The sequence below is a fragment of the Collinsella sp. CLA-ER-H9 genome, assembly GCF_040092295.1.
GTDB lineage: Bacteria > Actinomycetota > Coriobacteriia > Coriobacteriales > Coriobacteriaceae > Collinsella.
The window spans coordinates 13,506-26,221 of the sequence record NZ_JBBNLV010000018.1; the positions used below are offsets into that span (position 1 = coordinate 13,506).

Below are 12,716 nucleotides of genomic sequence, written 5' to 3' on the forward strand. Positions count from 1 at the left end.
CCCCTATGACCGCAGGTCAAAACCGCATACCCGTGAATCTTGACTATGCTGCCTCGACGCCCATGCGCGCCGAGGCGCTCCATGCGCAGCGCGAGTACGACGATAGCGAGCTTGCCGGCGTCAACCCCAACTCGCTGCATTCGCTCGGCCGCAAGGCCGCTGCGCGCCTGGAAGTGGCGCGTCGCGAGATCGCCCGCAGCTTTGGCGCGCGCGTCCGCCCGTCCGAGATTATCTTGACCAATGGCGGCACCGAGGCAAACCAGCTGGCGCTCCTCGGACTTGCCGAGGGCGCCCGTCAGCGCGACCGCAAGCGCAACCGCGTGATCGTGTCGGCGATTGAGCACGATTCGATCCTTGACAACCTGCCGCTGCTGCGCGCCGCCGGCTTTACCGTCGATCTGGTGCAGCCCTGCCGTGCGGGCTACATCGAGACCGCCGCGCTGAACGACTTGCTCGGCGACGACGTCGCACTCGTGAGCATCATGGCAGCCAACAACGAGACCGGTGTGGTGCAGCCCATCCGCGAGCTGGCCGCGGCCGCGCATACCGTGGGCGCCCTGTTCCACACCGATGCCATCCAGGGCTACTTGCATATTCCGCTCGATGTCACCGAGCTGGGCGTCGATGCCATGACCGTTGCCGCGCACAAGATTGGCGGCCCTGTGGCATCCGGCGCGCTCTACCTTAAGAACCGCACGCCGCTGCGTCCGCGCATCTTTGGCGGTGGACAGGAAGCCGGCCGTCGCGCCGGTACGCAGGACCTGCGCACGCAGCTGGCTTTTGCCGCTGCCACCCGCACGCTGGCGCCCCATGTGGCCCAGGAGCGTGCGACGCTGCAAGCCCTTTCCGACAAGCTCTACGCCACGCTTACGGCCCATCCGCGCATTCACGCCACCATGGGCGACTATGCGCATGCCGACCGTCTGCCCGGCATGGTATCGATCTACATTGACGGCATGGACTCCGAGGAGCTCATCATCAAGCTCGACGCCGCCGGTTTTGAGGTGTCGGCAGGCTCTGCCTGCTCGAGCGGCAGCATGGATCCCAGCCACGTTCTGAGCGCGATGGGCATCGGTCGCGAGCAAGCATTGGGCGCATTGCGCATCTCCTTCGATGACCGCGTGAATCCGGGAGATCTGGACGACTTTGCCCAGACGCTGCTCTCGATCGTAGGTGCCGCATGATCGTCGCCGAGCTCGAGCGTGCGCTGCTGGCACGCTATCCCAAGACGGACGCCGAGCCCTGGGACCACGCAGGCTTATCCGTAGGCGACCCCGATGACGAAATCCGTGGCGTAGCCTGTGCGCTTGACGCTACCAGGGACAACGTGCAGCGTGCCTTGGAAGCTGGATCCAATGTGTTGCTCACGCATCATCCCATCTATATCAAGGCGCCCGAGGCCTTTTGCCCGCCCAGCGCGACGCGTCCCCAGTGCAGTGCGGCGCTCTACGAGGCTGCCCGCTGCGGGGTGAGCATTATCTCGCTCCACACCAACCTGGACCGCTCGCACGAGGCACGCGTTCGCCTGAGTGAGTTACTGGGCGCTGAGCCCATGAGCTCGCTGGAGCATGTGAACGAGCCTGAGCTCACCGGTCTGGGTGCACTCGCGACCCTCCACGACTTCTGCAACCTGCGCAACCTTGCCGTGCGCGCCGCCACGGCCTTCGGCAGCGACCCACGCGTTTGGGGCGAGGCCGATCACCCGTGCCGCACCGCCGCCATTTTGGGCGGCTCCTTGGGCGACTTTGGAGAGCTCGCCATCGCCTCAGGCGCAGATGTCATCGTGACGGGCGAGGCGGGCTACCATGTGGCGCAAGACCTTGCCTTGCGCGGGCTACCGGTGATCCTGCTCGGCCATGACCGCTCCGAGGAGCCGTTCGTTGATATATTGATGAACTCTGCAGTTGACGCCGGGGTCGACCCCCGTCATGCGATTAAAATACTGGACCCTTGCCAATGGTGGACTGTGACAAAAGGAGAGAACTTATGAGCGCCGGCGCTACGCTACTCAAGCTGCAACAGATCGATTTGGAGCTCGCCCGCAACAAGAGCGAACTTGCCAATATGCCGGAGCTCAAGGAGCTCGCTTCCAAGCGCAAGACCTACGTTAAGCTCAAGGCCGAGATGACCAAGCTCTACGCCCAGCGCAAGGACCTGGATATTGAGCTCGACGATCTCAACACCACCGAGATCCAGACCAATAACGCCATCGAGGCCGCCAAGAAGCGCCACGTTGACGGATCTGACTACCGCGAGGTTCAGGACCTGGAGAACGAGCTCGCCACCCTGGCCAAGCGTCTGGACAAGATCGAGCATACCCGCAAGGACGTCGTCATCGCCCATAAGGAGGCGCTCGACCGCGAGGCTCGCGCGCAGGCCATCATCGCCAAGTTCGAGGAAGGCGTGAAGGCCGACACCAAGGCCGCCCGCGCCAAGGCCGCCGACCTCCAGGCACAGATTGACGCCGCCACCAAGGAGCGCACTGCGCTGGCTGCCACGCTGCCGACCGACGTGCTCACCGACTACGAGCGCCTGCTCAAGCAGTTCCGCGGCCTGGCCGTCGAGACCATCAAGGGCAACATTCCCACCATCTGCCACACCGCGCTGCAGGCGTCGTCCATGAGCGACCTCAACCACGACGGTAGCGAGATCGCGCACTGCCCGTATTGCCACCGTCTGCTGGTGCTTCCCAGCAAGGAAGCCTAACGATGACGGCGGCACCCGACAATTCAATGCAACTTGAGGGAAAGACGATCCTGCTGGGCATTACCGGCGGAATCGCCGCCTATAAGTCGTGCAATGTCGTGCGCCTGCTGCAAAAGCGCGGCGCGCGTGTCAAGGTCGTTATGAGCGAGCATGCCACCGAGTTTGTGGGCCCGCTCACCTTCCGTGCGCTCACCAACGAGCCCGTTGCCGTGGGCCTATTCGACGATCCCTCCGACCCCATCCACCACATTTCGCTGGCGCAGGAGCCCGATCTGGTGGTCGTGGCGCCCGCGACGGCCAATATCATCGCCAAGATGGCAAACGGTATCGCCGATGACCTCATCTCCACCACGCTGCTTGCCACGCCGCGACCCATCGTGATCGCACCCGCTATGAACAACGGCATGTGGAAGGCGCCGGCGACGCAGGCCAACATGGCCACATTGCGCGACCGTGGCGTCCATGTGGTGGGACCCGGCAGCGGCTACCTTGCCTGCGGCGACGTGGACACGGGACGCATGAGCGAGCCCGAGGACATCGTCGAGGCCGCCTGCGAGGTGCTGAACCCCGTCCCGCAAGACCTGGCGGGCAAGCGCATCGTAATCACCGCCGGCCCAACGCACGAGCCGATCGACCCTGTGCGCTTCATCGGCAACCGGTCGTCGGGCAAGATGGGCATCGCCCTGGCGGGGGAGGCCGCTCGCCGCGGCGCTGCGGTCACGCTTGTGCTGGGGCCGACATCGCTCGATGTCCCCAGCGGCGTGGAATGCGTACGCGTGCAAACCGCCGCTGAAATGCTGCAGGCGGCTCTGGGCGCCTTTCAGACGGCCGATGCGGCCATTTGTGCCGCAGCCGTCGCCGACTACACCCCCGCAGCCCCCGCCGACCATAAGCTCAAAAAGGCTAACGAGCGTCTGGATCGCATCGAACTGGTCGAGACGGTCGATATCTTGGCCGAGCTCTCGCGCCAAAAGGAAGAGCGGTGTGTGATCGGCTTTGCGGCCGAGACCGATAACGTCGTGGAGTACGCGCAGCGCAAGCTCGCCCGCAAGGGTTGCGATGCCATTATCGCCAACGATGTCTCGCGTGCCGATTCGGGTTTTGGAACCGATACCAACAAGGCCTGGATCGTGAGCACAGCGGGTACGCAAGAACTTCCCGTACTAACAAAACCCCAGCTCGCGGATACAATTTTGGACTTGCTTCAAAATTTGTAAAAAAGTTCTTGCGCAAGGGCAAAGTTTCGGGTTAATATACTCCCTGTTGCGAGCGAGAGCAGAGCAACAAACAAAAGCTTCGGGACGTGGCGCAGCTTGGTAGCGCACTTGACTGGGGGTCAAGGGGTCGCTGGTTCGAATCCAGTCGTCCCGACCAGAAGTTTGTAGGTCAGGCACCTAGTGCCTGACCTTTTTTGTTTTAAGCAATTGCTTAATTTTGATTAAGCAACAGGGTGCCAAAAATCTACCTGCGCGATAATCACCTTTTGCGGCTACTTGAGCGTTTTACACGCGCTTGAGTCGATTTATTTACGCGCTATGAATCTACATACGCGTAGCTGGTATACAGCCGAGTATAGGCTGTATTTATCGCGGCGATTTACACAGAAATAGCGACTGTAACGAACAAGCGTGTCGCAGTATTTATTCCAGCAGTTCATTTGATCGGTGGACAAGTGGGCTGTTGCAACGAAATGCCAAGCAGGATGGGCTCTATACGAGGACGCCGCAGGGGTAATGGCGGGGGAGTGCGGCAGACGCTCTGAGAGCCGCTGTACGACCCCATTTCTCCTCAACCCGATAACTATGCTTCAAGACGAGAATCGTTCGTTTGTTTGCCAAATGAAAAGCCCGCGCAGAATCGCACGGGCTTTTCATTGGTTGCAGATGAGGCTAAAAGCAGAAGGCGGGGAACACGCAGTAGATGTTCGTCGCGCTGTAGTAGTCATAGCTGCCGTTGCTGTGGACACAGCGGAAGGACGCGGAGTTGCTCGGATGCACGGAGCGAGTCCAGTGATAGCTGCTCGACGAAGCACTGGAATAGTTCGATGTTGTCACGCCCTTGGATTTATAGTACTCGTACTGGGCGCCGTCAGACTGGAGGTCACCGTAGACTTCAGTCATCGAGAGCAGGAAGACCTTGTCAGTCGTGGCCGAGGGGGTGCCTGCCTCGCCGTCGCCCAGGTTGTCGGTCATCTTCGTGACGGACTTCACCTTGGACTGGAGTTCGCAAGGCAAAAGCGACCAGAGGTCGCCGGTATTGAGGAGGCCGCGGAGTTCGGACTTCTCCCAGCCGCCGGCGTGCGTGTTCGCGGCGTTTATTCTCTGTAGGGCCAGGGCATTGTTGGTCGCCTCGAACGTAAGTCCCGCCTTGCCTGAGCCATCAGCAAAAATTAAGATAAGACCGTGTATGACCAATATGAACTTGAGCATATTTCGTCCGTATTCATACTGGATGATCAAGGAAACATCATCGGCCCATCCGAAGGAGAGGAAGAACCTCTTGCCTTATTAAAGAAATACGCCGAATACAACGGATATAAAGCGGAAGGAGGCGACATCGAGTAACTATCAAAGGCCAGATTAAGGAGCCCGCCATGAAGAAATGTCTACCCTCCATCGTCTCAGCAACTCTTTGCCTCTCCCTTGTCATGACACCATTTGTACCCGTTGCGGCAGCCTATGCCGACGAGGGATCTCCCGCCGAGAGCAGTGAGATCTACGTCGGAGACAACTACGACGAAAATTACAATATATCCCCCTTTGAGCGCGGGCGCTGCACGGATTCATATTCCAAGGCGTGGTGCGATTCTCACGGATTTGCAAATAACCGCCCTGTCCCTCACAAGGTCAAGCTGATCCCGAAGGAGGAGGCTTGCCTGCGCGATCTCTACGTTGCTGGCACCGCTGGTGTGATCGCCGGTTACGTGACAAAAGGTCCTGGCGGCGCCTTGTATGCAACCGCAAGGGCAGCGTACCAACTTTTCACTTGCCTGTTCTGAAAGGCAGTTGCCATGCTGTCGCAAAATCAATCGAGATACTTGGTCCCAATCGGCTTTACCCTGCTCGCAGCACTCTTTGCTAGCGACCTTTTGCTGAAACCGCCCAAGGAACTCGTTTTGCTTGCCATAGACTGCCTTTCCGCCCTTTACTTTACGGCAACCCTATTCGTTGGACTACAGGAGAGGAAAAAAGGCGCAGTCGCCGCATCCGCCGTATGCTTGATCATAACCATTGCATCATTCTTTATCTGACACATTGGTGATTTAGGGGCGATATCGTAGGAATACGACCGGGAGATCCGGGGCCAGATTGCCCGGGTCGCCCGGTCGGCTCGCGCGACGGCGCGGCAGTTCCACAGAAAGATCTCCGGACTTCACGCCGTTTCTGATCGCATTGTAGACAGCCATCTCGTCTTCGCAGTCGGCGAGCACGCGGTGTGCGTCGTCGTTTTGGATGTCCAGTAAATCTCGAAGGTCCTCCATGCACCAGCGTCCGAGATCTGGCCATGCGCGTTGCGCGAGCTGATAAGTGTCTATTGCGATGTTGTAGTTAAAGTCCAGGCCAAAGCCGTCCCAGGCAGAACGGTATTGTTTCCTTGATTATCAACTTCATCCGGACACTTCCCGCATTCATCCGTGTGTGTACGGATGAATGCGGGGTTCGATACCCTGGCGGCCTGATCGGCAGACCGCCAGGAATTCTCACTCCTCGATAAAAGCCGGCACTCGGTTAGTCCTGCGCATCTTGAAATCGCCAGTCTCGTGGGAGACGTAGAGAATGCCGTCCATCCCGTCTCGTGATGCATACGACAGGTGAACTGAACCGCAATCCGATCCATCATTGTCGAGAAGATCAAACGAATTCGGATCGCTCGTTGCGGCCAAACGACCACTCATACAAGAGCCATCGTCATTACAGATTTGCCATTCCATATCTTCGCCTGCAAGAATCGCCATAGACGGCTTGGTCGCGCCATCGTTGACATACATCCCGTCTATGCCAAACCCATTTTCAGCGCCATCGATGAACGACTGCTCGGACCTATACCTCGCAAATGATGCACATAGCACCATTGCAAGACAAAGTACAAAGCCAACAATCGCTATCTTTGCATAGCTCTTGCCTATCATGTCATTCACCTCCCTCGTATGTATCGAGGTATTCCTGCTTGAGCGCCTGCGAGGACGACTTGATCTTTTCCACGAGCGTGCCGGCCTCGATGAAGTAGAACGAGTTGGTGAGGTCTGCCAGGTCGTCGAGTAGATGGCTTGAAATGAGCACGCTGCGTCCCCGCGCCACTTCGCTGCGCATCGCGTCGCAGGAGGTTTTCCGTTTTCCCGGATCGAGGCCGTTCAGCGGTTCATCGAGGATGAGGTACGGGCAATCGGTCGCTATCGCCATGGCAAGCTTTACCTGCTGCTTCATTCCTGTCGAGAGTTTACGGGTCGGCTTGTCGAGATATGGGGAGATTCCGAGGGAGTCGCAGAGCGAGTCGATGTCGGCGGCCGATTTCCACGCCTCCCTAACGAAAGCAAGGTGCTCGATGGCCGATAGCGTGGGATAGAGATCCGCGCTGCCCGAAGAGCTCAGGTAGACGAGTTCTGCAAATTCGGCTGATCGACGTTGGCAGATTCCGTCTGCCGCCAGGCTTCCCGAGCGGATGCGGGTGGGAAATTGGCCCGACAGCGCTTCAAGAAGGGTGGTTTTCCCCGAGCCGTTGGGAGCAACGAGGCCCGCCGCCGTTCCCGGGCTCAGGAAAAGCGACCCGATTGAAAGTATCGTCGTGCTTCCGTATCCCACGCTCGCGTCTAGAAGCTCGAGCCCATGGTGCTTTTTCGCGGGTCCAGGCTGTTTGGGGGAACGTGTCGCAACGGCGCCGACCGTAAAAAAGACCGCGACGTATGCCAGGGCCACGGCAAGCATCGATGCGCTGCCTGAACCGGAGCCAATGAATTCTGTCGGGAAGCATCCTACGTAACCCGTTGCCTCGATAGGCGAGAATACGGGCAGCGGCAGGAGATTGAGCGCGGCGTTATGCTCCAGTGCCGAATCGGACAGTAACGGGAATGCCGGGGCCGCGACAAGCAGCGCGGAGGTAAGGGGGCCCGCGAGGACGCGCCTCGTTGCGGTCGATAGGACGGCGGAGCAAACGGATATCAAAGTTCCGCCCGCAAGCAGCGCGAGAAGCAGGGCTGCGAAGACGTTTCCCGCAGTCGTGGTGGTAAGCGCGCCGTCATGGAAGAAGACGATCGGGTACCCAATTTGCCCGAAGCCGTTTAGGGCCAAGGCGTAAATGCCCCCGGGTGCAAGGCCGGCGAGGAGCATCGCGGTCCCCGCGGCGATTATCGAAAACACGGTCTGGATAAGGCGCCGGAATTTGGGCACGGGCGCCTTCGCCGCCAGGGTCGCAGGCCTTGTGGCCCCGAGCAGGAGTATCGACGAGAGAAGGAAGGGAATGAAGGGAAGGAAAGACGGCACCATGGCAATGGCGTAAGGCAGGAAGGAAAGGAATGGCAGATCGCTTGCGGAGGCTGGAATGTGCGTGATGCCGGAACTGCTCAGAGCACGGCAATATGCGAGCGCCGCGTCATTGGTCTCTCGGTCTCCCACGATGGATCCGGATTGGAAGCCTTCGTCCATGAGCGCGTAGTAGCTCTCGGCAGAATCGAGAAAGGCGGCGTCGGTTTGAGCGGCAAGAGCGGCGTTCGCGTATCTTGCAAGCTCCGCGTCGACTTGCTGCTCTGGCGATAGGTCTATGCCGTTGGCTTGGGGTGCGCGCGTATTGAATGCGTCGACAAAGCCCTGCATGCCCTGCTTCATAAAGAAGGGGCCGTAAATTGGTGAATTGAACGCAATGGGGATGGAGAAGGCTGCGGCAAGAACGAGCGTAGAGATCCATACGGCCCTGTCTCTTAGGATTAGTTTGAGAAGAAGTCGACAGTACATTTAGAAGCACCTACATTTCTCAAAGCATCGTTAGATTAATAATGACAGACCGAATGAAGATGCGTGCGATGGGGGCGAGGCGAATGGCTGAGCGGTATCGATATGCGGGTTCAACGGTATTATATTGACCACATAGATTATTAACTTGCATTTCTAACAGTTAAGGAGACGGGTGCTTTCCAGCACACTCCTTCGATGATGCCTTCCGTTAGTTGCTATGCCGGTTTCAGCCAACAAAGAATGTGCCCGGGCGCTCAGGTTCACCGTTAGCGTTGGCAACATATGAGATGGGCCAGACCCTTGCCGCGCGCCGATTGCGCGAGAGGTGTCGGGCTCCATGTTTATTCCACCTGCTTGTTATCAACCAGCTTCGTTCAACGTCAGACATTCAAGATGTCAGACGTTGAACCTGCGCCAAAGACGCAGCTGGGGCTACTAGATGCCTACAATCGCTCGCGAAGCTCGCCTGTTCGTGCGTGAATGTCTGACAGCTCCGTCAGACATTGTCGGACATTTGATTGTTCGACAAATGCGCACGTGGTCGCGTTCGCAAAGATTACTGAACGGTCGATGGGTGCGTTGAGACCGGAGCAAACGGCGGATGCCAGAAAAATGGCCTCACAGAATCGCACCCATGGTTGATAAAATTGACCGCCCGGGCGCAAATACCCGGGCGGTCAATTCATCCCCTCGTTCGCGATCCTGTGGGGGTTGGGGCTTTGACATGTTGTTGACGGATGGATCAGCCGTACAGCTTGATCTCCCGGGGTTCCATGCGGTCGTCCCCCAATAAGACGTCCCTGATGTAGCTCTGCGGCAGGAACTCGACGGGCAGCACTGGGTCGTCGACGTAGCCGGGCACTGGGAGTAGGCGTGGCCTTTGGACATAGCGTGGCCGCCTGCCGGCGGTCGGACTGCCACTTCAGCCAAAAGCTCAGGCGCGCGCATTAAAATAATGGATATATCGCTTGATGGGCTTTTGACCAAGCATGAACATCGCAGGTAAATCCGTGTACCAATTTTTGGTACACGGATTTACCTGCGGTTTGTTGAAAGCTCTGACATGCGCTGTAGACTTCATTAAAATCGATTGCCGATCAAGTCTTCCTATATATGCGAGCCCCAAGAAACTGCGCTGTGAACCTGAGTCCTCTATCGATCGGCCCGGTGCACCGGGCCGCTGTCCTCGAGCCGGCAACAGCTTGCCGGTCTCAAAACGTATACTTGATTTAAGGCGGAGTGGAATGTGGGCGCGCAAGGAGATGCGGAATCGATGAGAGCCTCAAAAAAAATTACTGCAGTGTTATCATCTTTCATCCTCTCTATTCTTCCATTTCTGATTCTATGGGCGGCTTGGTCAGTCCTCCCTGATACAATTCCCGCTCATTGGAGTGGGGGTGTGGTTGATCGATGGGGTAATAAGCTTGAATTGCTGGTTGTTCCGCTGTTTTCTCTGATTGGTTCTATTGCAATTTCGGTGTACCTTATTGTTTCCACGCGGCGAAGAGAGTTCGCGGATTTCTCTGTTCGAATGCGACGGGACTTTGTTGCGTGCTATATTTCTAGTCTTCTTTTATCGACAACCTGCTCAGTGATAATTGCCGTTTGGGTTCAGTTGATTCTTACGCAAAACACTGCGGTTGATGGGGGGCTTGGACTATCGATCCTGTATTCCCTTCCCGGGCTATATGTGATCTTGTGCGCTTTGCCGCCTTTTTATGCGAGCGGCGAGAGCAAAAAGGCAGAGCGCCTGATAACAGTTCTTATTGGCGGCGCGGAGATTGTTCTTTGTGGAATAGTGCTTGAAGGTTCGGCTGCCTCTTATGCGATGATTGGACTGATGATTCTGTTCTGTGCGTTTGAGATTGTGTCACAGGTAAGGGATAGCCGGTCCTTATGAGTTGAATTACGCGCGTGCGGATATAAAGGGTGGCATGTTAAATTTGTTGAAAACTCTGACATGCGCTGCCGACTTCATTAAAATCGATTGCCAATCAAGTCTTCCTATATATGCGAGCCCTGAGAAACTGCGCTGTGAACCTGAGACCGCTATCGATCGGCCCGGTGCACCGGGCCGCTGTCCTCGAGCCGGCATCAGCTTGCCGGTCTCAAAACGTATGCCGTCCGGTACGACCAACAGCCGAGTCTTGCGCCCAGTTCGAGCAGCGCCAGAGCCCCGTGCCGGAACCCACGCAGCCGATGGCAGGGGAATTCAGCCGCGGCCATCGAGGAGCCGGCCTGGGGACGGCGCCCTCAGTCCTCAAAGGATTTCCACCGCCCCTTGCAGGCCTGGATTGATTTAACGGTTGATTTAATCCGGCTGAACAAGCCGAGCACGGCCCGGTTGACATAATGTAAGGTAAAAAAGCAGATGCGGCCGTACGCCGATGCGGGGTTCGGGTGATGTGATAGAAAGTAATACACGTATTACATCTAACCGGGAGGTGCGTCATGGCAACCGCCACCGCAGCCCAGAGAATCCCCGAGGACCTCGCGAACAGGTACGACCGCCTGGCGAAGTCGACGGGCCGCACGAAAACCTTCTACATGACGGAGGCGCTTGCCGCAGAGATAGGCAGGCTCGAATACGAGTACGGCCTCATGAATTATCCGGGAAGCGTTTGATTGCGAGGCACGCCGGTGTGCGGGCCTGAGTCGTCAGGCCCGCACAGGGGGACCGCGATGGTGGCCACCGCGCCGCCCGAGGGGCTGTTGGCGAGCGAGACGGAGCCCCCGTGGGCGCTCGCGGCCTCGGAGGCGGCGTGGAGGCCGAGCCCGTAGTGGCGGCCTCCGTCGCGCGAGGAGCGGGAGGAGTCGTCTGTGAAGAGGCGCTCGCAGCCGCGTTCGAGGGCGGCGGGAGAGAAGCCCGGTCCGTCGTCGGCCACCTCGATGACGAGGTGGCCGCCCTCGACGTCGCAGGAGACCGCCACGCGCGAGCGCGCGTGCTCGGCGGCGTTGACCACAAGGTTCGCGGCGGCTCGCGCCAGGGCGGTTCGGTCGAGCGGGGCCTCGGGCGCGCCCGCGACAGCGGGGCCCGTGGCCGCGTCGAGCGTCACGCCTCGCGCCCGGGCGATCTGGGCGGCCTCGGCGAGGACCTGCTCGCAGAGCTCGGCCGGCCGCATGGGGGCCCTCTCCGCCCCGCCGGACCCGCGCGAGGTCTCGATGAGCAGGCGCACGTAGCCGTCGAGCCTTTCGACACCGCCGGCTATGTCGCGCGCGGCGGCCGCGAGGTCGGCGTCTTTCTCGTCTTCCAGCTCCTCCGCCACGAAGTCGGCGTTGGCGCGCAGCACGGTGAGCGGCGTCTTGAGGTCGTGGGCGAGCGACGCCACCTGCTCGCGCTGCCCCCGCTCCGCGGCCCAGCGGGCCTCGAGCGACTCGGCGAGGGAGGCCCGCATGGCGTCCATCGCGGCGAGGACGTCGTTCACCTCGCGCACGTTGGTGCTGCCGACCGCGAAGTCGAGCTCCCCCGCGCCGACGCGCCCCGCCGCCTCCGCGAGCGGCGCCATCTTGCGCGAGATCACGCGGCTCGCGCGGCGCGCCACGAGCGCGAGCGCGAGCGCGCTTCCCGCAGCGGCGCCGACGAGCATGAGGCTCTGCGGGTTGGGAAGCAGGCCGGCGAGGTCGCGCGAGACCCACTGCGGCAGGTACTCGCTGGCGAGTGCGCAGGCCCCGCCGCCCTTGAGCGGGAACGCGGCGTAGGTGAGGCCCGAGCCCCCGCCCTCGATCTCCACTGTGCCCGGATCCGCGGCGAGTGCCGCACGGGCCATTTCCGTCGCGTCCTCGAGCCGCGTGCCCTCGAGGTCTGTCATCAGCACGTATCCGTCCTTGTTCAGGATGAGGTAGCGGTACGCCGTCGGCACGTCCTGCTGCCCGCAGACGCCGTCGCGTGCCAGGCCCTCCGCGACCTCGCGCGCATTGGCCGGCCCCCAGCTTGCCTCGTAGACGAAGCCCGCGTTGATCGCCGCGGAGAGCGCCATGAACGAGGCGAGCCACGCCGTGGCGACCGCCGCGAACGCGTAGGCGAAGTAGCGCGCGATGACGAAGGAGAGCGGCATGCCCCCGCGA

The 12,716-nt window shown here is 59.8% G+C and carries 12 protein-coding genes and 1 tRNA gene; 8 read left to right on the forward strand and 5 right to left on the reverse strand.

The window, feature by feature from the left end; translation table 11 throughout:
* The first annotated feature begins 5 nt into the window (after window positions 1-5).
* The 5 genes from AAAX73_RS08670 (at window position 6) to AAAX73_RS08690 (ending at window position 4,080) form a co-directional block, all read left to right on the forward strand.
* Complete coding sequence (locus AAAX73_RS08670; protein WP_349125644.1) at window positions 6-1,184, forward strand: cysteine desulfurase family protein; 1,179 nt, start codon at window positions 6-8, stop codon at window positions 1,182-1,184.
* A complete protein-coding gene (locus AAAX73_RS08675) occupies window positions 1,181-1,990 on the forward strand; it encodes a Nif3-like dinuclear metal center hexameric protein (RefSeq protein WP_349125645.1) in 810 nt (269 codons plus the stop codon). The genes AAAX73_RS08670 and AAAX73_RS08675 overlap by 4 nt, the downstream gene beginning before the upstream one ends.
* Entirely contained in the window at window positions 1,987-2,706 is a 720-nt protein-coding gene (locus AAAX73_RS08680) for a hypothetical protein (protein ID WP_349125646.1), read from the forward strand. Before AAAX73_RS08675 ends, AAAX73_RS08680 begins: the two co-directional genes overlap by 4 nt.
* Window positions 2,707-2,708: 2 nt before the next feature.
* On the forward strand, window positions 2,709-3,923 hold the full coding sequence (coaBC, locus tag AAAX73_RS08685) for a bifunctional phosphopantothenoylcysteine decarboxylase/phosphopantothenate--cysteine ligase CoaBC (protein ID WP_349125647.1): 1,215 nt from the start codon (window positions 2,709-2,711) through the stop codon (window positions 3,921-3,923).
* Between the two features lie 80 nt (window positions 3,924-4,003).
* Window positions 4,004-4,080, forward strand: a tRNA-Pro gene (locus AAAX73_RS08690).
* Between the two features lie 515 nt (window positions 4,081-4,595).
* On the opposite strand, the gene AAAX73_RS08695 is transcribed toward AAAX73_RS08690, so the two are convergent.
* Complete coding sequence (locus AAAX73_RS08695) at window positions 4,596-5,135, reverse strand: DUF6273 domain-containing protein (RefSeq protein WP_349125648.1); 540 nt, start codon at window positions 5,133-5,135, stop codon at window positions 4,596-4,598.
* A 164-nt stretch (window positions 5,136-5,299) separates the two neighbouring features.
* On the opposite strand from AAAX73_RS08695, the gene AAAX73_RS08700 reads away from it, so the two are divergent.
* Window positions 5,300-5,704 (forward strand): hypothetical protein, encoded by a 405-nt coding sequence (locus tag AAAX73_RS08700; protein ID WP_349125649.1) that lies wholly within the window; start codon window positions 5,300-5,302, stop codon window positions 5,702-5,704.
* Window positions 5,705-5,968: 264 nt separating this feature from the next.
* On the opposite strand, the gene AAAX73_RS08705 is transcribed toward AAAX73_RS08700, so the two are convergent.
* From AAAX73_RS08705 to AAAX73_RS08715, 3 genes are all read right to left on the reverse strand, one after another.
* Entirely contained in the window at window positions 5,969-6,187 is a 219-nt protein-coding gene (locus tag AAAX73_RS08705; RefSeq protein WP_349125650.1) for a hypothetical protein, read from the reverse strand.
* A gap of 219 nt (window positions 6,188-6,406) precedes the next feature.
* Complete coding sequence (locus AAAX73_RS08710) at window positions 6,407-6,835, reverse strand: hypothetical protein (RefSeq protein ID WP_349125651.1); 429 nt, start codon at window positions 6,833-6,835, stop codon at window positions 6,407-6,409.
* 1 nt (window position 6,836) lies between these two features.
* Window positions 6,837-8,651 carry an ABC transporter ATP-binding protein gene (locus tag AAAX73_RS08715; protein ID WP_349125652.1) on the reverse strand — a complete coding sequence of 605 codons (1,815 nt, stop codon included), beginning with the start codon at window positions 8,649-8,651 and terminating at the stop codon, window positions 6,837-6,839.
* A gap of 1,246 nt (window positions 8,652-9,897) precedes the next feature.
* Here AAAX73_RS08715 and AAAX73_RS08720 point away from each other — a divergent pair.
* Together AAAX73_RS08720 and AAAX73_RS08725 are read left to right on the forward strand one after the other, a co-directional pair.
* Window positions 9,898-10,551, forward strand: coding sequence for a DUF1648 domain-containing protein (locus AAAX73_RS08720; protein ID WP_349076881.1), 654 nt, complete (start codon window positions 9,898-9,900; stop codon window positions 10,549-10,551).
* Window positions 10,552-11,102: 551 nt separating this feature from the next.
* Window positions 11,103-11,276 carry a ribbon-helix-helix domain-containing protein gene (locus tag AAAX73_RS08725; RefSeq protein WP_349125653.1) on the forward strand — a complete coding sequence of 58 codons (174 nt, stop codon included), beginning with the start codon at window positions 11,103-11,105 and terminating at the stop codon, window positions 11,274-11,276.
* On the opposite strand, the gene AAAX73_RS08730 is transcribed toward AAAX73_RS08725, so the two are convergent.
* A complete protein-coding gene (locus AAAX73_RS08730; RefSeq protein ID WP_349125654.1) occupies window positions 11,258-12,706 on the reverse strand; it encodes a HAMP domain-containing sensor histidine kinase in 1,449 nt (482 codons plus the stop codon). The two genes, AAAX73_RS08725 and AAAX73_RS08730, sit on opposite strands and share 19 nt — an antisense overlap.
* Window positions 12,707-12,716: the final 10 nt, after the last annotated feature.

Excerpts from the sequence above, each read along its gene's own strand:
- AAAX73_RS08670 (WP_349125644.1), top strand. The coding sequence starts at position 6 with ATGACCGCAGGTCAAAACCGCATACCCGTGAATCTTGACTATGCTGCC.
- AAAX73_RS08675 (WP_349125645.1), top strand. The coding sequence starts at position 1,181 with ATGATCGTCGCCGAGCTCGAGCGTGCGCTGCTGGCACGCTATCCCAAG.
- AAAX73_RS08680 (WP_349125646.1), top strand. The coding sequence starts at position 1,987 with ATGAGCGCCGGCGCTACGCTACTCAAGCTGCAACAGATCGATTTGGAG.
- coaBC (WP_349125647.1), top strand. The coding sequence starts at position 2,709 with ATGACGGCGGCACCCGACAATTCAATGCAACTTGAGGGAAAGACGATC.
- AAAX73_RS08695 (WP_349125648.1), bottom strand. The coding sequence starts at position 5,135 with ATGCTCAAGTTCATATTGGTCATACACGGTCTTATCTTAATTTTTGCT.
- AAAX73_RS08700 (WP_349125649.1), top strand. The coding sequence starts at position 5,300 with ATGAAGAAATGTCTACCCTCCATCGTCTCAGCAACTCTTTGCCTCTCC.
- AAAX73_RS08705 (WP_349125650.1), bottom strand. The coding sequence starts at position 6,187 with ATGGAGGACCTTCGAGATTTACTGGACATCCAAAACGACGACGCACAC.
- AAAX73_RS08710 (WP_349125651.1), bottom strand. The coding sequence starts at position 6,835 with ATGATAGGCAAGAGCTATGCAAAGATAGCGATTGTTGGCTTTGTACTT.
- AAAX73_RS08715 (WP_349125652.1), bottom strand. The coding sequence starts at position 8,651 with ATGTACTGTCGACTTCTTCTCAAACTAATCCTAAGAGACAGGGCCGTA.
- AAAX73_RS08725 (WP_349125653.1), top strand. The coding sequence starts at position 11,103 with ATGGCAACCGCCACCGCAGCCCAGAGAATCCCCGAGGACCTCGCGAAC.
- AAAX73_RS08730 (WP_349125654.1), bottom strand. The coding sequence starts at position 12,706 with ATGCCGCTCTCCTTCGTCATCGCGCGCTACTTCGCCTACGCGTTCGCG.